Here is a 25,158-nt window from a genome sequence, read left to right as displayed (position 1 = left end):
TAAAACGAAAGGGAAGAGCCCGACGATTGCACTATTCGTGCCCGTTCCTCAGGGCCGTATGCGCCGCTACCGAGACCGGTGGTTGCCACGGCGGAGGCACGACCACCTTTGCCCTAATGTTGTGGGCGCGCTTCGGAACAGCAATGTGCCAGGCAAGGCCGCAGCGAGCCCGGCCCCGGACAGTTTGTGCTTACCGTGCCAGCAGGGCGCCGGCCCTCATGCAGCGAACCGCAGGACAATCCATCTCGGCAGACAATTACGGGAATGGCGCCCAATCGCTGCGCCTCGTCGCGCACCGCTCGAGAAAAATTGGTCGCGGCGAGCCGCCGCGCATTGCCCAGGCCGGGTCGAAAGACTTTGTAGGTCGTTACCGCTCGCGTCAGGCAGGTGGGTCAGATTGGTCGATGACCGAGCCATGCAGCGCTTGAGACCCGGTGTTCGTGGCATTTGAAGCGGCCGTGACTGAAGCGGCCGGACTGCTCTGACCGCCAGGCCCAGACAGATATCGGTCAAACTCTTCCGCGTAGCGCCGCGCGATCGTCTCGTGATCGGAATCGACAGCGCCCTCGGCAAGATCGATAAACCAGGTCCCTTCTTCCTGGTAGACATGGTGTTTCACCGCGCCTTCGAGATGACCCAGCTTGTCCTCGAAATCGGCGCTCATCAGATCGAGCCTGTCCAGCAGGCCTAGCTGCATCTTTGCAGCGGACTGTTCTGTGTACGCCATGGTGGCATGACCCGTGTCCCCGGTGTCGGACAAAGCGGGATAGATCACGCCCTCCTCGGCGACGGCGTGCGCGGTCAGCAAACCGGCCAGTGTTTTCAATCGAGCCTTGCGATTAGCGGGGTCCGCCGCCGCTTTTACGGCAGCAAACGCATCGTCGATCTGGCGGTGATGATCAATCACCATGCCCAGCCAAGGGGCGCGGTCGGTGTATTCGAGCGCGCGGCTGCGTGCCTGGGCGCGGTCGGCTTCGGATTCCGGCGGCGTTACAGCGGCTATGATCTTGTCGAGAATAGACACTTTCATCTCCATGTCTTGCAGGCAGGCCGACCCTCGCCCTTGCGGCGCTGCTTGTTGAACACGTCTGAGGGGCAACAGTTCCGCAGCCAAAACGCCGTCTTCGACCTGCCATATCGTGCCTTGTGCGAAGAGCGGCAGGTCAGTGCACAGCGCCTGGGAACAGTTTGCTGAACCGCTGCATTACGCATGATGACAAGGAAGCGGCCAAGCACGCTCACACCCATCGAAGCCTGCTACAGGATCCTGCTATGACCCGACCACTCGCCCTCGTGACGGGCGCATCAACCGGAATTGGATACGAGCTCGCGCGCCTTGCCGCAAAGCAGGGGTATGATCTTGTCGTGGTCGCCGACGAGCCAGCCATTCAGGCGGCGGCAGAGGACTTTCGCAGATACGGCGGAGCGGTTGAAGCCGTGCAAGCAGATCTGTCTCAGCTTGAGGGCGTTGACGAGGCGCTGGCGGCTGCAGCGGACCGTCCTGTCGATCTGCTTTTTGCAAATGCCGGGCGCGGCCACGGAGGCGCATTTCTAGACCAGACGACAGCCGACTGGCGCCGCACGATCGACACCAATGTCACCGGAACGCTCTATCTCCTGCAGCTGGTGCTGATGCAAATGACCGCGCGCGGCGGCGGCAAGGTCCTTATCACCGGCTCCATTGCCGGCTACGTTCCAGGTGCCTTCAATGCTGTCTACAACGCAACAAAAGCATTTATCGACAACTTCAGCGAAGCACTTCGCAATGAATTGAATGAGCAGGCGGGCGTTACCCTGACGACGCTGATGCCCGGCGCTACCGACACCGAATTTTTTGCGCGTGCGGGCATGCTCGACACACGGGTGGGCGCCGCCAAAAAGGCGGACCCTGCGAAAGTTGCGCGTGACGGTTGGGAGGCGTTGATGGCAGGCAAGAGCCACGTCGTCAGCGGGGTGCTCAACAAAGCGCAAGTCCTGGCCGCCGGACTCGTTCCGCAATCGTTCCTTGCAGACCAGCACCGCAAGTTGGCCGAACCTGGTTCTGCCGGCTCGCCGAGCCCTGACTGACGGGCGCAGCAGCAATTCGTCCCGGCGGGCTGCGACGACGCCGGAGGAGCTGGTCCATTGCTTTGCGGCTGCGACGCACCCGAAAACATTGTCGTCTTGCGCAGACAGTCTGATCATTCGTATCCGATGGCAGGAACCTAATGGGGCGAGCAACTGGCCCTTATCGCGTGCTGGCAACCTCTCGCCCCGGTTTGAGCACGATCTTGGTATAATTGTCCTGATCGTCGTGGAACTTCCTGTACCCGGTTGGCCCCTCCTCGAGCGCCATTGTGTGGCTGATCAGAAAGGTCGTGTCCAGCTTGTCCTCAGCAATGGCAGTGTAGAGCGGGCGCAGATACTTCTGGACATGCGTCTGGCCAGTTTTGAGCGTCAGGCCTTTTTCCATGAACTGACCAAGCGGAAACTTGTCGACGAAACCGCCGTAAACGCCTGGCATCGAAACACGTCCTCCGCGACGCGCCGCCAGGATTACCTGGCGGATGACATGGGCCCGGTCCGTGCCCATGAAGCTAGAGGCTTTGATCTGGTCCCAGATGTTGTCGGCGAATGCTCCGTGCGCTTCCAACCCGACGCAATCGATGCAGGCGTCCGGCCCGATTCCACCCGTCATGTCCTGCAAGGCCTCGTAGACCTTGCTTTGCTCGAAGTTGACAGTCTCTGCACCGAATTGTTTTGCCAGCTCCAGGCGATTCGGGAAATGGTCGATGGCAATGACGCGCTCTGCGCCCATGAGGAAGGCCGACTGCACCGCGAAGAGGCCTACTGGTCCGCATCCCCAAACCGCAACCGTGTCGCCCGGTTCAATGCCCGCATTTTCCGCAGCCATCCATCCTGTTGGCAGGATATCGGTCAAGAACAGGACTTTTTCATCGGCGATACTATCGTCCGGGATCACCAGCGGACCGATGTCCGAGAACGGTACGCGAACGTATTCGGCCTGGCCGCCTGAGTAGCCGCCAGTGAGGTGACTGTATCCAAACACCCCACTCATTGGCTGACCCATCATTTCGCGGCCGATGTCCTGGGTGTCGGCCGGATTGCTGTTCTCACAGCCTGAATACTGCTGTTTTGCACATTGATAGCAGGCACCGCAGCTGATGGTGAACGGGACGACGACGCGTTGGCCCTTTTTCAGAGTGCTTTTTGCGCCCGTTTCGACAACCTCGCCCATGAATTCATGGCCGAGAATGTCGCCTGTCTGCATGCTCGGAATGAAGCCGTCGTACAGATGAAGGTCCGAGCCGCAAATCGCTGTGGATGTAACTTTGATGATGGCGTCGCGTGGATTGATGATTTCCGGATCATCGACCGTGTCGCAGCGGACATCGTGCTTCCCGTGCCAGGCGATCGCTTTCATAGGGACACTCCTGCGGCGGGACCATTAGGCCCGTAGCGCTGTTCATGGATCTTGTGATTCCGGGCGCTTGTGGCGACCTCGCCAGTTTCCATCAGTTGCTTGAAACGATGGAGGTCACGGCGCGCTTGCACTCTGGGTTCGCGGCCAAACAGCTTGGCGAGCATCTGGCCAATAAAACCGGCAGGGGGCTCATAGGCGATGGTCGCGCGCACAACCGTTCCACGGCGACCGGCATCGGCGAATTCGATCTTGCCGCTGTTGTCCACATCTGCCCCGTCAGCGGATTGCCACGTAATCGAACGTCCCGGTACCTCATGGGTGACCACGGATTCCCAGCTGACTGCCTTGCCCATCGGAGCCTTGACGGTCCAACGCGAACGCAAATCGTCGAGCGCTTCGATCAAAATGACGTTGTCCATGAATTGGACAAGATTCGCGGGATTGCGCCAGAATGCGTACAGTTCGGAGGCTGGCCGGGCGATCGTGACTGCCTCGCTGACGAGCGCGCGATCTGGCTTCGCCGTCTTGGAGGCTGTGGGCGGCGCATCGTCTCGTGTGTTTGCATCGCTATCGGTCATTGCCAAGGCATCCCATGTTTCGCACAAATAATTGCCGACTCCTCGCAAGGTTCCGGCAATAGGGAAATGCAAGGGGCGTCCGGATTGCCGCCCCGATTTCACGATTGAGGCCAGCTATTGCGTCGAATCGGGTGCGAAAGCGTTGGCGTGGTATGAATGCCCAGAGCGCTCAATGCCGATCAGGACCGCAGCTCGGGTCTCTGGCATCGACGAGCTTGCTGCGCTAAGTTGAAGTCGCAATCAGCACGGATGACCGTGAACACAGCGGATGGCGAGATAATGTCGTCATAGAGCGGCTGTGATGCTCGGCGACGTACGAGGAGATCTACCTCCAGACCTGCGCCGCAGCCAGCGAGGCACAGGTTCGCGTAGATGGACCTCGGCCTTATGCAAGTTCAGAAGCCTTGTTACCGTCTTGGCGCAAGACACCGGTGCAGGCCATTTCGACAATCTGCCACTGGCAAACGCAGCATGAACCCAGCTGCCGATGAGGGCATGCCCTCCGGTGGGGTGCGCCCTCGCTGCACGACAGCCGATATAGACGATACACGTAGCCGTCTCCCGACCCTGTGCAGACGGACTTGGCCTCATCTCCGTCGTCAGAGGCCCTTGGCCATATTGAGGTGCGCCGTCACAACCGGCACCAATTGCGCCGCGAAATCTTTGAGTGAGGGCACGTCGCCGGTTGATGCGTAGCTTTTCAGCGCATCGAGCGTTGCCTGGTGGGCGCTGCGCTGGGCATCGACATAGGCGCGATCGAAATCCGCTCCGGATTTTGTCGCCAGTGTGTCGAGAGTTTGCTGCTGGCTTGGCGTGAGAGCCGCGGCGGGGGTGATGGCCGGGGTAGCTGCCGCAGCGGCTGTCTGCAACTTGGCGGTGGAATCGGTGTGCGCCTTTATCATCTCTTCAGCAAAATGCTTGACCTTGGCAGACTGCGCTTGCGTCACGGCAAGCTTTGAGGTCTCGATCTCGAATTTGTCGCTCGCCGCTGCCGTATCTGCAAATGCCTGGCCAGCACTGGCCGACGTGGTCGCGACGGACGGAGAGTGGCTCATATCGCTGGCGGCGGCCGAGCTGTCGGCGGCCGGCGTCGCCGCTTTCTTATGGCAACCGGCAAGACTCAGCGCGGCAATCGAAATGGCGAACAGAACGGAATGTTTCATTGTAGCAACTCCCGGGGGGAACCAATGCGAATCCAGGCTGATTAACTGCTCGAACCCGCAACGCGTTCCTGACGGCCAAAATTCGTTATGTACGCCGACGTCCGATTCAACGGCAGGAGAGAGCAATGAGTATTTTCGGAAGCATCCTGGGCAAAATCTTCCATCACGACAGCGCGGCGGCAGCGCCGTTTCCCTCCTCCGCCCCTGTCGCCGCGTCGCAGGCGTCCGCCCCGGCTGCGCAGTCTGCTCCCGAGGCCACGCCCGCGCCCGCAACCGCTCCGCAATCGCCCAAAGTCGATGTCGGACAGGTGCTCGAGGCCATGGCATCGATGAAGGACGACCATGGCGGTAACTACAAAAGCTCGATCGTGGACCTTTTGAAGCTGCTTGATCTCGAGTCCAGTGTATCAGCGCGCAAGGAGCTGGGCCAGGAGCTGGGGGTGCACGCCGGCGAAGACGGCTCGGCCGAGCAGAATATCGCTCTGCACCGCGCTGTGATGGACAAGCTTGCGGAGAACGGCGGCGTCGTTCCAGACAGTCTGCGGCAGTAATTTCCTACCAGCTTCAGCGCGCGTAACCGGCGCGCTGAAGCACCTTTCCGACGGCGACGAACAATACGTTTTGTCACTGTCGGCACCAAAGCGCAGCGATCCGCCATTCACAACATTCGTCGAGAGGAGGACACTGCTGGCGCACTTTGCCTCATCAGTAACGCGTACGACGAAGAGATCGTTACCGCGTTCGAGCGTTTTCGAGCAGTCCAGAACGGGCGGTCGCCCCGAACTGCCATGCCTGCCGGCGCATAAGGGCGAGCAATTCCTTTCCGGGAATGCTGCCGGGATAGCCGGCATGGTTGTGGGTGCGCGGAATGAGAGTGGCCCGGCTCTCGCCAACCTCGACGAGCTCGGCGCCATGGCGGAAGCGCGCGAGATAGATTTCCGCAGGGAGGAGCGCTTGGCGCGGCCCGACGATGAGACAATTGGGCTGGCTTGCGCATCCGACATGCATCAGCCTCCCATTGCCACCAGGGTCTCGAGAAGGTCCGCTACGCGAGCCAGTCGTTCAGCTTCAGCGGTTTGCTCTTTCAGCAGCCATCGTCCCTCCTTCTCGGCGAGTTCGATCCCTTGGGGAACCTGCAAAGAACGATCGCGCGGGGTCAGCGCGATCGCGGCGGGACCGGCGTCCACGCGCTCGATTCCCGCGGCGCGTGCTAGGATGCCGATGCGCGCTGCCGCCAGGAGCCGCTGGGCCGCGCCTGGTTGCGGGCCAAACCTATCGGCGAGTTCTGCGTCGAACGCGTCAAGCTCGGCCTCGTCGCACAGCCGTGCTAGTCGCACGTAAAGGCCAAGGCGGATATCGGGGTCGGGAATCCATTCTGCTGGCAGGCCGCCGGCATCACCGAGGTTGACGTCCGGCACCCACAAACCCGGGTCCTGTCCTCGCGCTTGCCGTAGCGCGGCTTCGAACAGGTGCTGATAGAGGTCGACGCCGACGAGCTTCATGTGACCCGCCTGCGTATCGGCGAGCGGGTCGCCGGCGCCGCGCTGGTCGAGATCGGCAGCACTGATCGCGAACCCTGCGCCGAGCCGGTCAAAGGTGGCTAGCGTGCGCAACCGTTTGAGGGTGCGCTCGGCGATCTCGCCATCCTCGGTCAGGAGGATGACCTGTCCGCGGCGGTTGCCTCGACCGACCCGCCCCCGGAGCTGGTGAAGCTGAGCGAGCCCGAAGCGATCGGCGCGCCAGACGACCATCGTGTTGGCGCGCGGCACATCGAGCCCCGCCTCGATGATATTGGTAGCCAGGAGGACATCGCCTTCGCCATCGCCGAAGCGGACCATGGCCTTGTCGATGTCGGCAGCCGGCATCTTGCCGTGCGCTTCGATGAGTGTGAGGTCCGGCACGATACGGGCTAACCGACCCGCTAGCGGCGCGATATCCTCGATCCGGGGCACGACGACAAAGCTTTGTCCGCCCCGCGAGCGCTCGCGCAGAAGTGCAGTTCGGATCATCGCATCGTCGGGATGGGCGAGACTGGTGCGGATCGGCTGGCGCCGGGCCGGGGGGGTCGCTATGATCGAGACCTCCTGGAGACCAATCATCGCGCGGTGGAGCGTGCGCGGAATCGGCGTCGCGCTCATCGCCAGCAAGTGAGCTGCGGCCCGGTCCCGCAGCTTGGCCTTGTCAGCCGTTCCAAAGCGCTGTTCCTCGTCGATGACGACGAGCCCGAGCCGCGCGTAACTGACATCCTTTGCCAGGACCGCGGCCGTACCGACGACGATCCCGACCGATCCATCCGAAAGACCTGCTTTTACCGTCTTCTTCTCGGCTTTGCTTGACAGTCGCGAAAGGCTGGCGATCTGCACACCCGTACCCGCAAAGCGGCGCTCGAATGTCTGCAGGTGTTGGCGAACCAGCACCGTAGTCGGCGCCGCCAGGATGACCTGGTATCCGGCGATGGCGGCCAGGGCTGCCGCGCGCAGCGCGACCTCGGTCTTGCCGTAGCCAACGTCGCCGATGATCAGGCGGTCCATCGGCCGGCCCGAGGCGAGATCATCGCGCACGGACTGGATAGCGCGCATCTGATCGGCGGTTTCGTTGAAGGGAAAAGCCGCGACGAATTGCTCATATTTGGCTGGGTCGGGCTCGATGACCGGCGCTTCGAGCCGGCTTCGCTCTTCTGCCAAAAGCAGCAGTTCGCGGGCGCTCTCGGCGACGGCTTCGTCGATCGGCCCGCGCCGCTTCTCCCAACTCGAGCCGTCGAGCTTGTCGAGCGTCACCGCGTCGCCGTCAGAGCCGTAACGCCACAGTCGCCCCGCATCGTGGACGGCAACGAGACGCCGGTTGCCGCCGGCATATTCGAGCGCGATCAGTTCTTCGCCTCTATCGCCCGGTGCAGCCTCGAGGCCGACAACTCGCCCGACGCCATGATCCTCGTGGATGACGAGATCGCCGGAGCGAATGTCGCCGGTGGACAGCTGCATCCCGGACGCGCTCGGCTGGACCTGGCCCACGATCGCGCGGCTGCCAAGAAGATCGGCCGCAGCGACCATCACGAAGTCTTTGGCACGGGCACCCCGGTCGATTGGCGCGACAAGCGTCGCCACACCGCCGGCGGGCAGACGCGCCAGATCAAAAAGGGTTGTGAGCGTTTCAACCTCGACTTTGAAGATCTTGGCAAGCCTTGGTCTCAGGAAGCGAATGTCGCGCTCGCTGCCGACCAGCAGAAGGCGTTGCCCAGCCTGTAGCAGCGGCGAAGCAAACTGCCTCAGCGCGGCCAAGGGCGCTTTTTGCTCGGCAAAGCGCGGCACGGGCGACGGTTCGGTCTGAGGCTCGCCGCGAGCCCAGGAGGCTAATGCCTGTGTCCATGCTTCTTCGGATACTGCATCGATCACCGCGCCCGCCTTGTCGGCTGCAGAGGCGGCAAGGCGAACGAACCGTTGTCGCCGCTGGTCGGCCTTGGGCGACATGTAGATATGGCCCGGCGGCAAATGGGCCAAGATAGACACCCTGGAGTCCGACTCGGGTTCGGCAGCGCGGCCGATTTCGAGGACCTCGCATGGCTCTTCGGTGAGCTGCGTCACGGGATCATAGCGGCGGATCCCGGCGATCCGACCTTCCGCGACATCGATCCGCGCCGGGAGGCCGGCGTCGGCAGGAAAGATGTCGACGACATCGCCGCGCACGGCGACTTCGCCAGGTTCGTCGACACGGTCGTCCGCAATGTAGCCGAGCGCTTCCATTTGCGCAGCGAAACGGGTCATGTCGATTGCGTCTCCTGACCTCAGGCTCGGAGGAGCGGTTTCGAAGGCCGCAGCATCCGCATAGAGCCGGGCGGACGCCTCGCCGCTCATGATCGTTGCCAGGCGTTCGCGTTTGTCGCTCGTTGCAAGTCGCCGCAGGGCCCGCAAGGCAGCGACCCGTCGCCCGATATTGGCGGGAGAAGCGGGAGCACGGTCGCCGGGCAGGGTGTCGCTCGAAGGAAGGAAGACGACGTGAGCGGCAGGGACGAGGGCAGCGAGTGCTCCAGCCACTGCCTCGGCCTCCTGCTCGTCGTCGGCAAGATAGAGGAGGTCTCCCGCGCGAAGGAATTCGGCGAGCACGAGAGCGGTTGCCCCGAGACCGTGTGAGGCGTTCATCGACGCTGGCTCCGGATCATCTCCGCCGGGTTAGCAGGCCTGTCATACGCACGCTGCTTGGCCGGCCAACGCCCAACCCCGATCAGGTTAACTGACAGCAGAAAGCCGTTGGTGACGATGAGATTGATCTGACCGGACGACAGTCTGATGACCGACCATGCCATTGACCAAAAAGCAAAGATGACCAAGCCCGAGCCTGTCACCTGCGCGCCGAGATCGGCCGCGGTCATCGTTGCAGCGATCATCTTGGCGGTGGGGGCCATCCAACTTGCAAGGTCTTCCAAGCAGCCAACTTCCAATAAGTGAGACCCGAGGAACGCCAAGCGCCGCAATTGGTGCCGGAGCGACGAGATTTCCACAGGACCAAGGCAAATTGTGGGTTCGGAACACCGGCCCTTGGGCCGCGTTGCTGCACCATCGATAGCGGTGAACACCCGGTGTTCTACAGCCGATTTGATCCAGGAGCGTGGCGGGAATACGATGTGAAGGGGGAAAGCCTGATTAACCAAGGTTTCATGGGGGGTGATGCACCCAAACCCGTGGATGAGACGCCATCGGACGTTAGGTCGCCCTGGCGACTGCCGCGGACTGCTTGGAAAGAGGTGTTCGTCAGGACGTGGAGGGAGACGAGCGAGGACAACATGAGCCTCGTCGCCGCTGGCGTCGCATTCTATGGTTTCCTGGCGCTGGTGCCGCTGATGGGTGCCACGATTTTGTCCTACGGGTTCATTGCCGATCCGCAGGACATCAGTCGCCATGTGACCAGCCTGAGTGAGATCCTTCCCCGGGAGGCCGCTTCTCTGATCGGGGATCAGTTGATCAACATCGAGCAAACCTCAGGCGAGAAAAAGGGCGTCGGGCTGCTTGTCGCGCTTACCCTCGCCTTGTTCGGCGCGCGTAACGGTGCGGCGAGCATTATCACCGCGCTCAACATTGCCTATGGGGAAGAGGAGCAGCGAGGCTTCATTTGGGTCAACGTGCTTGCGCTGCTCATCACCGTCGGCGCGGTCGCGATCGGTATCCTCGCCGTGATCGCGATCGCCGGCCTCGGTCACCTCGAGGATCTGCTGCCTTGGCTGCCGGGTCCCGCGCTCTTCATGGGTAAGCTCCTGTCCTTTGTCGTTCTCGTTTTTGCTGGTGCTGGCGGCGCGGCGACCCTTTATCGGTTTGCGCCGTCGCGGCACACGGCAAAGTGGGTATGGCTGACCCCTGGCTCGGTTGTGGCCGGCATACTGTGGCTGGCGATGACACTTGGCTTTGGGATCTATGTCGCAAATTTCACGGACTACGGCGCCACTTACGGCTCGCTTGCCGCCGTAATCGTCCTGCTGACGTGGCTATATCTCTCATCCTATGTGCTGATGCTCGGAGCAGAGCTCAATTCTGAACTCGAACGCCACACGGCCGCTACCAAAACGCAAGCGCCTACGAAAATCGAGGCAGGTCCGTGAGCCATAACCGGCTTTCAGCTGTCGGCTAGAACGGGCTGCGAGGTACGTGTCCGGCAGGCTCTGCCTTGTCGGGCCAATGAGTGAGCACTGGTAGGCGCATTTGTGCGTGCTCGTGGGAATGGCTAATGAGCCGGATCACGGTGTTCTCGCAACCAGAACGGCGCTGAAGGTGGAGCGAGGAGGAACGGCTGCGGGTGACCGACGCGTTCGCGCCGAAGGCCCGCCTGGCCGATGGCTACCAGCGCTATGATGCGACCTCGCTGATCTTCACAGGCGCAGCAAGCGGCGCAAGCCCGTGCCGAAGCAGAGCCCAGCGAGCCGGGAACGTGCCTGCATTTGCCGTCGCCGCTGGTCGTCGACGAGGAAGCGGAGAGGCGCGGCGTGGCGGCTCCGGCAGTGGTCATCGACCTGGCCCGGGGCAAGCCTGTGAGTGTAGACCATCGCCGTCGCCGGCCCACGCATTGGCCGCACTGAAGACGCTGCAGTGATCCCCGCCGGCGCGCAGGTGTGGATCGCGATAGGTCACGCCCAGCTGAGGAAAGGCATGCGCGGCCTTACACAGATGGTGGAACAGGGCTTGAAGCGTGACCGGTATGGCGACGACCCGTTCGTCTTCCGCGGCCGTGCCGGATCGTTGTGAAGATCATTTGCATGACCCATCGTGATGTGGCTTTACACCAAGGGCCCTCACGCAAGCCATTCCCCGATATACTGCCGCGGGAGTCTATGGTCAGACCGGCGTCGTGGGCGCGCTTTGCCTGGCAAGCTGGTCGGGCGAGCGCCTTGCCGTCCGCAATGAACTCAGCGCGCAGGTTCTGGCTGAGCTTCAAGCCTCGCTCATCAGCCAGCTCGCCCGGCTGTCGCAATCATGATCAGGGAAAGGTTATCTACTGCATGTTGCGGCGCTGGAATGCCTTCACCTGTTTCCTCGATGAGTACAGGCTATGGTTACCCAAAACCATTTCGAGCGCGCGCCGCTGTATGCCGCTGGGCGTAAGGCGTGCTTGTTCTGCATCTCAGAACGTGGTGATCACGGAGCAGCAGTGCTTCACCCAATGATTCAGACGGAGTGCCTGATTGACGTCGGTCCGGATGCGTTGCTCGCCGCTGTGCTGTCTCGGATCGCTGACCGCCCGCTCAGCAAGCTCCCCGGCGGGCTGCCCGGGAACTGGTGCTCGCCGCAGGCGTGGTGTCCGTTTTTTAAACGTCTGCATATCCAGACGCGATTGTGAAGCTGCGATCGAAAAGGCAGCAATCGCGCAATTGCAACCCCTTGCTTGACCTGCCATTGCCCTGAACCTGAGTGAATCAGGAGCGGGTGACATGAGGGATCGCGTGGACGATGCCGTGAGCAAGGTTCCGGCCGTGACGCTTACGTTTTGGATGATCAAGATCCTGGCGACAACCCTGGGTGAGACGGGTGGTGACGCGGTAAGCATGAGCTGGCTAGGGGAAACCACCCCGGGCGCCGGAGCCAGCGGCCTCAACGGGTATCTTGTCGGCACGGTCATCTTTGGCCTGCTGCTGCTCGGATTGGTTTGGCCGCAAATTCGCGCGCGACGCTTCAGTCCGTGGTTATACTGGGCGACCATCATCGCGTCGACGACCGCCGGGACCACACTCGCCGATGTTTGCCACGCGCTCAATCGGCCTAGGCTACCCCGGCGGATCGCTGCTTCTATTTAGCCTGGTGCTGATGTCCTTGTTCAGTTGGCATCGAGCCCTCGGCACCGTGGATGTGAACAGGATCGAAACTGCGCGGGCCGAGACATTCTACTGGATCACAATTACATTCAGTCAGACCTTGGGCACGGCACTCGGTGATTGGGTAGCGGACAGCGCGCTTGGCTATTCTGGCGCTGCCTTGCTCTTTGGTGCAACGCTTGCTGTTCTCGCCACACTTTACTGGTTCACCACGCTCTCCCGCGTGTTGCTGTTCTGGGCGGCGTTCATCTTTACCCGCCCCCTGGGAGCCACTGTTGGCGACTTCCTCGACAAGCCGGTGGCGAAGGGTGGTCTCGACTTCAGTCGACCTTTGGCCACAGCTGTCCTTGCGGGCGCGGTGATCCTGCTCATCCTCGTTGCTCCGCAACGAGCAGGGACGCATCCCCGAGACCCGGGTGAAGTTCGGTAATATTGACCGATTCTACAGATCATCCCGTTTGCGGCTCTCACAGCGCCGCTACTTTGCGGGTGGCATGCGACGGGTTTGTTCCATGACACTTCTCATTAACGTATTTTGTGCTACCTACTCGATACGGCTGGTGTTCCCGCACCCATAGCCTAGCTCGGCGGGGCTCCCTCTTTGCGACCCGGGGGAGCCCCACCAGTTCATGCATCCGGACGGATGCCCCACCACGTAGATGTTGAACACGCGGTCACCTATCTGAAAACAGCGATCTCAGGGCGGCAGCCAAGGCCTGTTCCTCGAACGGCTTGCTGAGCACTTTAGCATCGTTGATTTCTGCGGCTTCGGCATACCCGGTCATGAAAAGCGCCGGCACGGGCTCGCGGCTGTGGACCTGTCTGACGAACGATGGACCATCCATCCGCGGCATCCTTACATCCGTCAGGATGGCATCGATCGGTAGTCCTCTGGCACGCTGGCGGTCGAACAGATCGAGCGCCTGCGACCCGTCTTCTGCCTCTACCACGTGAAAACCAATGTCCTGCAGCTGATAGGCAACCAGCGAACGGACGCTGCTGTCGTCATCGACCAACAGGATCGTCTTGCGGCCACCGATGTCTTCTGGTTCTGGCGCGAGGCAGTTGGTCTGTTTCGCCTGGGGCAGGTCGATCGATATCACCGTCCCCTTTCCCACTTCGCTTTCGATCCGTAAAGTGCCGTGACACTGCTTCGCAAAGCCATGAACCATGGCAAGGCCAAGCCCGGTGCCATGGCCTTGCGCCTTGGTCGTAAAAAAAGGATCGCGCGCCCGTGCGACAACCTCCGGCGACATGCCCGACCCATTGTCCTCGACCGCGATGGTGACATGGCTGGCGCCCGTATCTGACACCGCGCGCGACACACGCACCGATATGCAACCGTGGTCGCAGATTGCATCGCGCGCATTGACCACAAGATTGATGAGCGCCGCTTCCAGGAGACCCGGATCGGTCTCGACTGTGCCGATATCATCCGGGCAATCGAGGGTGAATTTGGCCTTCGCGCCAGCGGAGCGTTCGAGCAATGGCTTTGCCTCGTTCAGCAACGCACACAGGTCGATGCGCGATATCTCAAGAGGGCGTTGCCGAGCAAAAGACAGGAGCTGTTTGACAATCGAGCTTCCGCGCTCCGCTGCCCTGACGCTGTGTTCTGCGATGTGGATGATCTGAGGATCGCTGGTCCGCTTCATTATCAACGCAAATCCAGCAGAGATCGCCTGGATCACATTGTTAAAATCGTGCGCAATGCCCGAGGTGAGTTGTCCGAGAGCTTCGAGTTTCTGCGCCTGAAGCAGCGCCTGCTGCGCGGCTTCCCGGCGCGATGCCTCTTCTCGCACGCGGCTCTCGAGGGTTTCGTTGAGCGCTCTCAGCTCCGCCTCGGCTGCAATGCGGTCGTCGATGACCACGCCGGAGGCGATGAGGTGGGTGATATTACCGCCATCGTCGCGGAGCGGCGCGAGCTGGAAGTCGATCGTGACCCGGCTGTCGGCAGCCATGGCGACGGGGACATCGTAGCGAATGGTGGCGCCGGCAGCGGCGGCGGCGATGTCCTCGCGCAGTCGGGCTTGCACCTGTGCATCATAAGACCACCACGGCGCATCGGCGAAGGGTTTGCCGATGACATCCTCTCGCGAGATCCCGCCGGCCTCGATGGGTGCCTGGTTGGCTTCCGTGAGCACGCCATCGGGCGTGAGCGTGCCCACGAATGCAAACAACTGGTCGATGACGCGGCGCAGATGCGCTTCGCTTTCGCGAAGTCGCCGCTCCAGGGCGCGGCGTTCGGTGACTTCGTCACAAACGATCCCGACCCCGATCACCTCGCCAGACGTATTTTTCAATGGATAGAACTGCTCCCGCCATTCCCGCACCACGCCGGGCTTCGCCGCCGTCGCTCCTGTCACCACAACGTCAAGAGCAGGCTCGCCGCTTGTGAGGACCTTTGTCAGAGCAGGCTCGGCAGAGGGTCGCAATTCCGGAACTATGTCCCAAGCCGTCCTGCCGATATGGGCTTCGACCGGCAGTCCGTTCATTTCGGCCAGAGCTTCGTTGATCCGGACAAATTTCAGCTCGCGGTCAAGCAGTGCGAGTCCCATGGGCGAGCGATCGTAGAGCTGTTCGAGTTCCGCCGCCTGCGAGCGCGCGCTGGCCGCCGTAGCCAACAACTCGGTCTCGGCGATTTGCATCGTCTCGATGACCGTTTCACCTTGCTGCAATTTTTTCCGGGTCGCGTCCGCCGCCTGACGCGCAAGCACTTGTTCCGTAACATCTTCTACGCTGTGTATTATCCAAGCGACTTCGCCTTCAGGCCCCAGAACGGGCGCGTTGATGGGATGCCACCAGCGCTCCTCGAACTCTCCGCCGGCAACGCGTAGCGGATATCGCTGCAAAGCCATGGTGTCGGCCATCTTGGTTCGAAGCACCTTGGCGAGGGATGCAGCCAGGTTGCGCGTACCGTCAGCGTGAGGATCGCCCGGATCATCCGGGAAAGCCTCGAAGAGCTTTTTCCCGATCAGCGCATCACGCGTCGTCCCGGTAACGGCCAGTCTGGCCTGATTTGCGGCAACAATGACCCAGTCCGGAGGTGATACAACCAGCAAGGGCGTAGGTGCGGCGTCGAACAGCGCGCCGAAGTCCGCCAACGGGCGGGTGACTTTTACCTCTGAGCCGTCCAGTTGCACCAGGCTTTCCTCCATCAAATGTCTGCAATGCAACGGCAAGCAGTCTTAGCAGGCCATTCGGGCGTTGTCTTGTAACTCATCGCGGCCGGGCAGCGCTGCCGCTGGATCACACCAGCAAGATCATGTACAGGACTTCGAGCGGCAAGCCGCCTGCTCGAAAGGAAGCCAGGCAAAGTGGCGGCAACCGCGGGCTGCGACGTTTTTATGTTGTGCTATCGCGCCGTTTTGTTGGCCAAACACGGGGTTTGTCGATGCAAGGAGAAAACAACATCGATCTGAATGGCTTGAAAGTCTTTGTCGCCGAAGATGATGCGCTTATCGCCATGTTGATAGAGGATATTCTGGCGGATTACGGCTGCATTGTTGTGAGTGTCTGCAGCCGCCTCGATGAGGCCATGGACACGCTTGGACAGGAAACGCTGGATTTCGATGTCGCTATCCTCGACGTTCACCTGGGCTCCGAAAAAAGCTTTCCAGCAGCGGACATTCTGCAGGGCCATGCAATACCCTTTGTGTTCGCGACCGGATCTGCCGCAGAGGATCTGCCCGCAGCCTGGAGAGGGCGTCCGACGCTGCAAAAGCCCTTTGTTCACAGCGATGTTGGCCGGGTGTTGCAAGAGTTGCGCGGACCGGCGAACAAGCCCGATTGCGGTTCGGCACGCTCGCGGGTCGAACCATGAGAAGGGCCTAGCCGGTTCTGCTTGCCGCCGCACAGCGCAGACCAAGATCGCGCAAGGCCTGGGCCAGCTTTGCTGCGGTGTAGGGCTTAGGCAGGACGCCCGTGCACCGGTCTGCTGCAAACTTGCGGGACATTTCAGCAACCCCGTCGGCGCAAGCAATCAGCATCGGCATGTCAGAATAGAGCGCGCGCAGCTCAGCCATCAAGGCATCGCCTCTCTTGTCCGAAAGATCAGCGTCGAGCACGATTACATCGTAGCGGCCTTGCGCGGCGCGCACCTTCATAAGCGCCTCAGCAGACGTGGCGGCTTCATCCGCCGCATAGCCAAACCCGACAACCGCTTCGGCAACAAAAGCCCGTACCGTGGGCTCGGCCTCGACGAGGAGTACGCGCTGCGTGCGTCCGCTTTCGAGCATGTCGCGCACTTTCATGGCGAGAGCCTGGAAGGTGAAAGGTTTCGGGAGCATCTCAACGCCCTCGTCAAGCCGGCCGCCATGAACGATGGCGTTTTTAGTGTATCCTGACGTGTAAAGCACCTTGAGGTCAGGCTGCCGCTTGCGCAGCTCATCCGCGAGTTCCCGTCCGGACATGTCAGGCATGACGACATCGGTGAAAAGCAGGTCGATCGGCTCACCCTGTCGGTCCATCAGGCGGACGGCGGACGGCCCGTCATGGGCCTCAAGAACGCGGTAGCCGAGCTCCCTCAGGCACTCGACCGTATAGGCGCGTACATCGTCATCATCTTCGACGGCCAGGACGGTTTCCTGTTGCCGGCTGACCTCGAGGCCGCCTGCCAGAGTCTCCTGCCCGGTGTCTACCTGGAGATCGGACATGAGGCGGGGCAGGTAGATCTTGACGGTCGTGCCGTGACCCTCTTCGGAATAAAGCTTGACATGGCCACCGGATTGCTTGGTGAAACCATAGACCTGCGACAGTCCCAGTCCGGTCCCCTTGCCGATATCCTTTGTGGTAAAAAAGGGCTCGAACACGCGGCTCAGCGTGTCGCGGTCCATACCCTTTCCGGTGTCGGTCACGGAAATTACCGTATAGTTCCCCGGTGCCACCTCGGCATGATTGGCAGCATAGGCATCGTCGAGCCGCGCATTGGCCGTCTCGATCGTCAGAGTGCCGCCATCAGGCATGGCGTCGCGTGCATTGACCGCAAGGTTGAGCAGCGCTGCCTCCAGCTGGTTGGGATCGGCCTCGACCCGCCACAAGCCCGGTGAGGTGACGATTTCGACCCTGATCGTCTCGCCAAGCGTGCGATTGAGCATGTCCGACATTCCGGCCACGAGCTTGTCGATATCGATGGGCTTGGGCGCCAACGGCTGTTTGCGCGAGAAAGCGAGAAGCCGCTGCGTGAGCGCGGCGGCGCGTTCTGCGCCTTTCATGGCAGCGCCGAGTGCCCGCTGGCAGCGCGGATCGCTCACTCCGGCTGCGTCGAGGGCCCGCCCGGCCATGTCGATGTTGCCAGTGACAATCGTAAGGAGATTGTTGAAATCGTGGGCGATGCCGCCAGTGAGCTGCCCCACAGCCTCCATTTTCTGGCTCTGGCGCAGGGCATCCTGGGCTTCTTCCCGCTCCGCCAGCGCTTCAGCGACACGGCGCTCCAAGGTCTCGGTGAGCTCGCGAAGCGCCGCCTCGTCCTTTTTGCGCCGTGTCACATCAATCGCCGTCCCGATAACCCTGATGCAGCGTCCGTCACGGTCGAACACACCGCGGCCCTTCGCTGCCACCCAGCGGACCCGCTGATCTTCCTTGCCAACAGTGCGGTACTCGACATCGTATAGGGCGCGCGTGTCCGGGTCGGTGGCCGCGGCGAACGCGTGCGTAGTGCGCGCTCGGTCATCCGGGTGCAGGCCCTGATAGAAATCGGCCATGCTGACCGGCTGATCTGCGGAAATTCCGAACATCGCTTTCACAATGGGGGGCCAGATCAAGACGTCATTCACCACGTCGACATCCCAGAAACCAACTTCCGCTGCTTCTGTTGCGAGGCGAAGACGCTCTTCAACTTCGCGCAAAGTCGCTTCAGAGGCTTTTCGGTCGGTTATATCGAACGCCGCTCCCGGGAAACGGAGGGGAGTGCCGTCCGCGTCGGTAACACATCGGCCGCGCGCCGTGACCCAGCGTACATCGTCGCCGGAGTGTGCAATCCGGTACTCCTCACGGTATTCCCCACCTGAGCGGATCGCGGCGTCGATCGATGCCGCGACGCGGGCCCGATCCTCGGGATGGATGGACGACACATAGTCGCTAAGCGGCAGTCCGGCCGCAGCACGGTCGGGATCGATGCCAAACATCTGCGCAAAATGCTGACCGCCGTAAACCCGGTCTTCGCGCATGTCCCAGTCCCAGGTGCCGATGCCGCCTGCCGCATCGAGCGCAAAGCGAAACCGCGCTTCGCTTTCTTCAAGTTGCCGTGTTGTCTCGCGCAAGGCCTGTTCGGCCTCTACGCGCTGGGAGACATCAACCGAAGTTCCGACTAAACCGATCACTTCACCGGATGGTGCGCGGAGCGGAGCCTTGGTCGACAACCATATGGCCCGGCGCCCATCCGGGAAACTCACGGCTTCTTCGAGCTGCTGCACCTGCCCCTGCGCCATGACACGTGCGTCGTTGGCCATGACGGCGGCGGCCTGTTCCTTGTCCTCGAGGAACTCGGCATCGGTCTTGCCCAGGAAACTCTCGATTGGCTTGCCGATCAGTTCGGCCGTGCCTCGGTTGGCGACCAGCATCCGGCCGCTTCTGTCCTTTGCATAGACGACGCCCGGCACCGCTTCGGTAAAGGTGCGCAGGAGCGCAAGCGCCTGATCACGCTCCTGCTCGACCGCGCGTCGGTTTTCGACATCGAGGAGCACGCCGGGAAACCTCACGAATTCTCCGTCGTCCCCCCGGTCGACCCTGCCGTTGGCTTCGATCCAGTAATATTGCCCATCGGCGCGGCGGACCCGGTACTGATGCGCATAGCGGCCTCCGCGGCTGATAACCTCCTCAATGGCCAATTTGAGGGCTGCACGGTCATCAGGATGGACGGTCGAAATGACTTGCTCAAGGCTGAGGCCCGCTCGCCCAAGCTTGGGATCCAGCCCGAATGCAATTGCAAACCGTTCATCGACGGCAAAGCTGTCGCGCTTGACGTCCCAATCCCAGGTCCCGATGATCGCGCCGGCTTCGAGGGCGAGCTGGACCCGTTCTGCTTCCCGCTTCAACGCCTGCTCGGCATCGTGGCGCTGCGTCACGTCGCGATAGAAGATCGCCAGGCCTTCCTCGACCGGAAACGCGCGCATTTCCAGCCAGGCGCGCCGCCCGTCTTCCCATTGGTACTGGTGATCGAGAGCGACCGGCACACGCTCGGTCATTGCCTGCTTGTACGCGCAGCCAAGTTCAGTCCCTTCACTGCCGGGGTACGCAGCCCAATGAGTCTTGCCCACTAGCTCATCGCGCGGCCGCTGTTCGAGCCGCAAGGCTTCAGCATTTACATCGATTATGCGGTAATCGTGATCAAGAAGCGCAAAGCCTTCGCCCATGCCGTCCAGCACGCGGCGGAGCCTTGCCTCCGCGCTGCGGGCCTCGCGTTCGGTCGCGACCAGATCGGACACCTCGCTGTTGACGCCGAACCAGCGTCGCACCTCGCCCCTGCCGTCCCGAACGGGGGCGGCGCGGGTCTTGAAAGGGCGGTAAACGCCATCAGCGCCGCGCAAGGGGAAGGTCATTTCGAATGGCTGTCCGGTCGCGATCGCGTCAATCCATCGCTTTTCGACGTCCGGCAAGAGAGCCGGGTCATGCACGGCACGCCAGCCCCAGCCTTCCATTTCCGTGGGGGTCGTGCCGCAATACTCGTGCCAGCAGCGATTATACCAGTAGATGTAGCCATCGCCCCTCGCGATCCAGCACAAGATCGGCAGGTTCTCGGCGAACAGGCGAAATTCTGCGTCACTTGGATCGTCGTGCGGATCGCTGGAGATGCCTTCCGCGCTAGTGGCATTATGCCAGTACATGGGACCCGGGTCGCCAACATCAGTCACATCGCTCAAGGTTTTACGCCTCTCTAGTAGGGCCCGGGTAGGTCGCCGGATTGATACCAGCGCAGCCCAGCACAGAAAAGGCGCAAAAGCAGCCGCCCCAGAAGGCAGTGCGGTTGATGGCAGATACGATGCGGCGCCGTGGCGGGCGCAGAATCCTGTCAGCCCGCCACGGCCCTGCGATATCGGGAGTGTCTTGGCAGAAGATGCGGCGGGCTCGAGAGCCAAAACAACCGCTCAGCTGCAGGAGCGCTGGCTGCTATTCGCTAGAGCTATTGCTACTGGACAGAGAGCTGAACCGGCGGGAACGGAGCCTTGACCGTGCGTTTACGATCGAAGGGCGGGGCGCAGGGAGCAATTTGCATGAAAAGTGTCGCATTGTGTCTTGAGGCTGCCACCAAAACCAAAGCCTGTGCCATGGTCGTACATGATCGGTACATCCGTGAGGACCTGATCACGAAAGCCGACCGCTTGCTGGATCGGCCCTGGTCCATGAACGAGGCGAGCCCATTGGCGCCGCCCCTGCCGGCAGACTGCTGCCGACCTTGCGATCGGATCTTTCGGCAAAGGTAACGCGGTCGCCCCGGCATCACCGGCGCTGGGCGAAGGCAATATCCTGCAAGGAAGGTGCAAATCTTGGCGCAGCGATGGCCGTGATGAACCGAAAAAACCGGATTTGCGCGAGAAGCATGGCGCGTACCGCGGTGCCTATCTTTGTCTAGAACGAGGACCAGTCGTCGTTGGGGACGATAGCGAGCCTGCGCGAGGACGCGCCTGTCAGTACGGGCGTCATGGTGTGTCTGGGAGACGCGATTCTTGAATCCATGACCCTGTCCGCGCCCCGCCGCGGTGCAGGCGAGGCTGCCGCGACGATGTGCCGCGCGGTGCTGTTCCGGCTGCCACGAAACTGATCGACAAGGCGGATCATTGCGTCAGCGCGCTCGGCGAGGCTGCGTGCAGCCGCCGTACTTTGCTCCGCCATGGCCGCATTCTGTTGGGTCATGCGGTCCATTTCGCCGATGGCCATGTTGACCTGCGCAAGGTTGCCCGCCTGGCATGCAGCTGTCGCCGCGATTGTTTCTACACTCATGCCAACCTCACCGATGCGGTCGACGATCTGGGTGAGGGCGCTGCCGGTTTCGCCCACAAGCTCGACGCCCTCGTCGACCTGGGCGTTGGATTTGCCGATCAGGTTCCTTATCTCGCGGGCGGCGTCGGCCGAACGCTGTGCAAGAGCGCGAACCTCGGTGGCGACCACGGCAAACCCCTTTCCCGCATCGCCCGCCCGTGCGGCCTCGACGCCCGCATTGAGGGCGAGCAGGTTCGTCTGAAAAGCGATACCGTCGATGACCCCGACAATGCTCGATATTTCCTGTGCCGAGGCGTGTATGGCCTGCATCGCGGCCACCGCCCGGGACACGACCAGGCCGCCTTCGCTGGCTTCGGCATGCACTTGGCTAACCGCCGCATTGACAGCGGCAGCCAACGCCGCGTTGGATTGGACCCCGCCGCTCACTTCGCCCATCGCGCGCGTTGTGCCCTCGATCGCCGCTGCATTCTGTTCTGTACGGGCTGATAGGTCATCGGATGCTTCGCGTAATTCCGCGACGCTGGTGTGGATATCGTGAGCCGTTGTGCGAACCGCGGCGATCGTCTCTCGCAGGGCCGCCGTCGCCGCATTGAAGTCCTTGCGCAGCTGGTCGTATTCTGCGGGGAATAGATCGGTGATGACGTACTCGAGGTCTTTTTGCGACAGGCGGTGAAGTCCCTCGCGTACCGCGGCGACAATCGCCTCCAGGGCAATCTCGTTGTCGCGAACGGCGACGATGTTCCGGCTGAAAACAGCCATCGCCCGGGTCATACGGCCTACGCAATCCAGATGTTGGGTGTGGTGTACGGGGCTGCTGACATCGCCATTGGCCAGAGCTTCCATGCGAACCACCGTGTCGACGTAGGGCTTGCATATCAGGTGGCTGAACAGCAGGCCGAGCAAAGCCGCGGCCAGGAGCGGGGCCGACGCTGCAGCAATAAGCCAGTATGAGTGTGTTGCCAGCGCCGTACAGACAAGGCCCATCGATGCCAGCATGCAATGGACGACCATCATCACGCGAAATTTGTGGCGGATAGAAAGATCTTCCCGGAACCAGCGCAGCATGTCGGCACCTTACTAATAGGCAATTCCGATGTGCATAATTTGAATGCATTGAAATGCATTGGGCGTAATTATAAGTATTGTCCCTAACGCAGTTGACACTCTGTGCATACCGTAAAGCGGCGATTCAATGACAAGTGCGGTAGCTGCCTGTCAGCGAACATTATCGCACGATCGCATGCCCGATCTGACCTTCCGCGGCCATCATCGACAAAATCAGACCGTACAGCCCTATCGGGCCGGATTGGTGTGTTATTGCACACATCGGCCCTCCGAGACGAACCCGACTGAAGCCAACACGGCGTCGCCGGTGCTGCGGCTGCCCCCTGGCTTCCCGCTATCAATATCCGTCACATCAGCGGCGTCTGCGGCAACTTTTAAGGGGCTCGCGGAACAGTGCTGCAAGTTGCGGGTTATGAAACGGCGGACGAACAGCACACCGGCTCGCGGTTGGTTTGGTGTGCCTGAATGACAGAAATGCACCAATTCAGCAAAAGGGCGGATCGATGGCACCGAAGACTTCACGGCGTGAAGATGGCAAGATTGCAGGGCAGTCGGCGGTCAAGGAGCCAGCGCTGCCCAAGGGGGCCCTGCTGCCCGCGACGTTTGAGGAGCCCGTCGGCAACGGCGGCGAAACGCACCAGCAGGCGCAAAGCGCGGGCCAAACCATGACCACTCAGCAAGGCATGCCCGTCGCTGATGATCAGAACAGCCTTCGCGCGGGGCCGCGCGGGCCTACCCTGCTGGAAGATTTCATCCTGCGCGAAAAAATCTTCCATTTTGACCACGAACGTATTCCCGAGCGCGTGGTTCACGCCCGCGGCTTCGGAGCGCACGGGGTGTTCGAGCTGACGGAAAGTCTCGCAGAGTTCACCACAGCCGAGGTGCTGGCCAACGTCGGACAGCAGACCGAGGTCTTCGTGCGCTTCTCGACTGTCGCAGGGCGGGCGGGCTCGATGGATCTGGCCAGAGACGTGCGCGGGTTCGCCGTCAAGCTCTACACCCCACAAGGGAACTGGGATATCGTCGGCAACAATATCCCGGTCTTTTTCATTCAGGACGCGATCAAGTTTCCCGATCTGGTCCATGCCGTAAAGGAAGAGCCCGATCGCGGCTTTCCCCAGGCTCAGTCAGCGCATGACAACTTCTGGGATTTCGCCAGTCTCATGCCTGAGGCCTGGCATATGATCATGTGGCAGATGTCGGACCGAACCATTCCACGGTCGTTTCGCACCATGGAAGGGTTCGGTGTTCACAGCTTCCGGCTTGTCAACGCGTCGGGCGAATCCACCTTCGTCAAATTTCACTGGAAGCCGCGCCAAGGTCTGCAATCGGTGCTCTGGAACGAAGCGGTCAAGATCAATGGGGCAGATCCCGATTTCCATCGGCGAGACTTGTGGGACGCGATCGAAAGCGGAGATTATCCCCAGTGGGATTTGGGCGTGCAGCTATTTACCGAAGAACAGGCTGAAACGTTCGAGTTCGATCATCTCGATGCGACCAAACTGATTCCCGAGGAGGTGGTTCCGGTCCGGATCATCGGGACAATGACGCTCAACCGGACCGTGGACAACTTCTTTGCAGAGACCGAGCAGGTCGCGTTCTGCACGCAGAACATCGTGCCCGGCATCGACTTCAGCGACGACCCTCTGCTTCACGGCCGAAATTTTTCCTATCTCGACACGCAGCTCAAGCGCCTCGGAAGCCCGAACTTCACGCACCTGCCGATCAATGCGCCGCGATGCCCCGTCATGCATTTCCAGCAGGATGGCCACATGGCAATGGTCAATCCTAAGGGCCGGGCAAATTACGAGCCGAACAGTTGGGGCAAGCAGGCCGGTCCCCGCGAAGATCCGGCCCGCGGCTTCCGATCCTTTGCGGCGCAAGCGGATGGCAGCAAGCAGCGCATTCGTTCGGAAACGTTTTCGGACCATTACAGCCAGGCGCGCCAGTTTTATATCAGCCAGACACCGATCGAACAGAAGCATCTGCGCGACGCTCTCATATTCGAGCTAAGCAAGTGCGAGAGGGTCGACATTCGGGCGCGCGCCGTGTCGCATCTCGTCAATATTGACGCGCAGATGGCGGCAATGGTCGCCGATGGTCTTGGTATGGAGCTGCCAGAGGCTGCCGTTGCTGCAAAGCCGACGCTTGATCTTGCCGCCTCGGCGGCCCTGAGCATCATTGCCAACGGACCGAACACGTTCAAGGGACGCAAACTCGGCATCCTTTTAACCGATGACTCGGATGCGGCACTCTTCAAGGCGCTGACCGCCGCAATCGACAGGGTGGGCGCAGTGTGGGAGGTCGTGGCGCCGAAGATCGGCGGCGTGACCCTTGATGACGGCACGACTGTCGCAGCACGTCACAAGATAGATGGCGGCCCATCCGTGCTGTTTGACGCCGTGGCGCTGCTCCCTTCGAACGATGGGGCCACGATGCTGTCGACCGATGCCCCATCCAAGGATTTCGTGTCTGATGCCTATGCTCACTGCAAGTTTATCGGCCATAGCGCGGCGGCCAGTTCCTTGTTCGCAGCGGCGCGCCTTCCGACCGAGCGGGACGAGGGATTCATTTCACTCGACGGCAAGGGCAGCGTCGACAGCTTCGTAGATATGCTGGGCCAGCTGCGCTTCTGGCCGCGGGAGCTGGCGGTGGACATTGACGCGAAGCCCCCCAAATCACCCCGCAAAGCCAAGTAACCGG

At 61.5% G+C, this 25,158-nt stretch carries 15 protein-coding genes and 1 pseudogene; 7 read left to right on the top strand and 9 right to left on the bottom strand.

The window, feature by feature from the left end:
* Positions 1 to 379 precede the first annotated feature (379 nt).
* Positions 380 to 1,024 (bottom strand): hemerythrin domain-containing protein, encoded by a 645-nt coding sequence (locus tag ACODS2_RS18985; RefSeq protein ID WP_216313953.1) that lies wholly within the window; start codon positions 1,022 to 1,024, stop codon positions 380 to 382.
* Positions 1,025 to 1,272: 248 nt separating this feature from the next.
* Here ACODS2_RS18985 and ACODS2_RS18980 point away from each other — a divergent pair, with 248 nt between their 5' ends.
* Positions 1,273 to 2,067, top strand: a complete 795-nt coding sequence (locus ACODS2_RS18980) for an SDR family NAD(P)-dependent oxidoreductase (RefSeq protein WP_216313591.1) — start codon at positions 1,273 to 1,275, stop codon at positions 2,065 to 2,067.
* 160 nt (positions 2,068 to 2,227) lie between these two features.
* Here the strand turns inward: ACODS2_RS18980 and ACODS2_RS18975 are convergent, their stop codons facing one another.
* The 3 genes from ACODS2_RS18975 to ACODS2_RS18965 form a co-directional block, all read right to left on the bottom strand.
* Entirely contained in the window at positions 2,228 to 3,424 is a 1,197-nt protein-coding gene (locus tag ACODS2_RS18975; protein ID WP_216313589.1) for a zinc-dependent alcohol dehydrogenase, read from the bottom strand.
* Complete coding sequence (locus tag ACODS2_RS18970; RefSeq protein ID WP_216313587.1) at positions 3,421 to 4,002, bottom strand: SRPBCC family protein; 582 nt, start codon at positions 4,000 to 4,002, stop codon at positions 3,421 to 3,423. The genes ACODS2_RS18975 and ACODS2_RS18970 overlap by 4 nt, the downstream gene beginning before the upstream one ends.
* A gap of 599 nt (positions 4,003 to 4,601) precedes the next feature.
* Positions 4,602 to 5,165 (bottom strand): DUF4142 domain-containing protein, encoded by a 564-nt coding sequence (locus ACODS2_RS18965; RefSeq protein WP_216313585.1) that lies wholly within the window; start codon positions 5,163 to 5,165, stop codon positions 4,602 to 4,604.
* 125 nt (positions 5,166 to 5,290) lie between these two features.
* Here ACODS2_RS18965 and ACODS2_RS18960 point away from each other — a divergent pair, with 125 nt between their 5' ends.
* Positions 5,291 to 5,716 (top strand): DUF3597 domain-containing protein, encoded by a 426-nt coding sequence (locus tag ACODS2_RS18960; RefSeq protein WP_216313583.1) that lies wholly within the window; start codon positions 5,291 to 5,293, stop codon positions 5,714 to 5,716.
* 456 nt (positions 5,717 to 6,172) lie between these two features.
* Here the strand turns inward: ACODS2_RS18960 and ACODS2_RS18955 are convergent, their stop codons facing one another.
* The gene (locus tag ACODS2_RS18955) at positions 6,173 to 9,301 is read right to left on the bottom strand and encodes a DEAD/DEAH box helicase (RefSeq protein ID WP_216313580.1); all 3,129 of its coding nucleotides are present in this window, start codon (positions 9,299 to 9,301) and stop codon (positions 6,173 to 6,175) included.
* Positions 9,298 to 9,564 carry a hypothetical protein gene (locus tag ACODS2_RS18950; RefSeq protein WP_489000195.1) on the bottom strand — a complete coding sequence of 89 codons (267 nt, stop codon included), beginning with the start codon at positions 9,562 to 9,564 and terminating at the stop codon, positions 9,298 to 9,300. Before ACODS2_RS18950 ends, ACODS2_RS18955 begins: the two co-directional genes overlap by 4 nt.
* Before the next feature lie 252 nt (positions 9,565 to 9,816).
* Here ACODS2_RS18950 and ACODS2_RS18945 point away from each other — a divergent pair, with 252 nt between their 5' ends.
* The 3 genes and pseudogenes from ACODS2_RS18945 (at position 9,817) to ACODS2_RS18935 (ending at position 12,886) form a co-directional block, all read left to right on the top strand.
* Positions 9,817 to 10,752, top strand: coding sequence for a YihY/virulence factor BrkB family protein (locus ACODS2_RS18945; protein WP_216313952.1), 936 nt, complete (start codon positions 9,817 to 9,819; stop codon positions 10,750 to 10,752).
* Positions 10,753 to 11,236: 484 nt separating this feature from the next.
* The gene (tnpB, locus tag ACODS2_RS18940) at positions 11,237 to 11,392 is read left to right on the top strand and encodes an IS66 family insertion sequence element accessory protein TnpB (protein ID WP_216313576.1); all 156 of its coding nucleotides are present in this window, start codon (positions 11,237 to 11,239) and stop codon (positions 11,390 to 11,392) included.
* A 683-nt stretch (positions 11,393 to 12,075) separates the two neighbouring features.
* A pseudogene (locus tag ACODS2_RS18935) lies at positions 12,076 to 12,886 on the top strand (COG4705 family protein).
* Between the two features lie 244 nt (positions 12,887 to 13,130).
* Here the strand turns inward: ACODS2_RS18935 and ACODS2_RS18930 are convergent.
* Positions 13,131 to 15,611, bottom strand: coding sequence for a hybrid sensor histidine kinase/response regulator (locus ACODS2_RS18930; RefSeq protein ID WP_216313574.1), 2,481 nt, complete (start codon positions 15,609 to 15,611; stop codon positions 13,131 to 13,133).
* 107 nt (positions 15,612 to 15,718) lie between these two features.
* Between ACODS2_RS18930 and ACODS2_RS18925 the strand changes: the two genes are divergently transcribed.
* A complete protein-coding gene (locus ACODS2_RS18925) occupies positions 15,719 to 16,276 on the top strand; it encodes a response regulator (RefSeq protein WP_253204250.1) in 558 nt (185 codons plus the stop codon).
* 7 nt (positions 16,277 to 16,283) lie between these two features.
* Here the strand turns inward: ACODS2_RS18925 and ACODS2_RS18920 are convergent, their stop codons facing one another.
* Together ACODS2_RS18920 and ACODS2_RS18915 are read right to left on the bottom strand one after the other, a co-directional pair.
* Complete coding sequence (locus tag ACODS2_RS18920; RefSeq protein ID WP_253204286.1) at positions 16,284 to 20,303, bottom strand: PAS domain-containing protein; 4,020 nt, start codon at positions 20,301 to 20,303, stop codon at positions 16,284 to 16,286.
* 715 nt (positions 20,304 to 21,018) lie between these two features.
* On the bottom strand, positions 21,019 to 22,455 hold the full coding sequence (locus ACODS2_RS18915; protein ID WP_216313570.1) for a methyl-accepting chemotaxis protein: 1,437 nt from the start codon (positions 22,453 to 22,455) through the stop codon (positions 21,019 to 21,021).
* Between the two features lie 503 nt (positions 22,456 to 22,958).
* On the opposite strand from ACODS2_RS18915, the gene ACODS2_RS18910 reads away from it, so the two are divergent.
* On the top strand, positions 22,959 to 25,154 hold the full coding sequence (locus ACODS2_RS18910; protein WP_216313568.1) for a catalase: 2,196 nt from the start codon (positions 22,959 to 22,961) through the stop codon (positions 25,152 to 25,154).
* Positions 25,155 to 25,158 lie beyond the last annotated feature (4 nt).

The organism is Novosphingobium sp. FG137 (assembly GCF_057809735.1).
The sequence above is the reverse complement of the archived record's forward strand: the minus strand, read 5'-3'. Positions and strand labels throughout refer to the sequence as shown.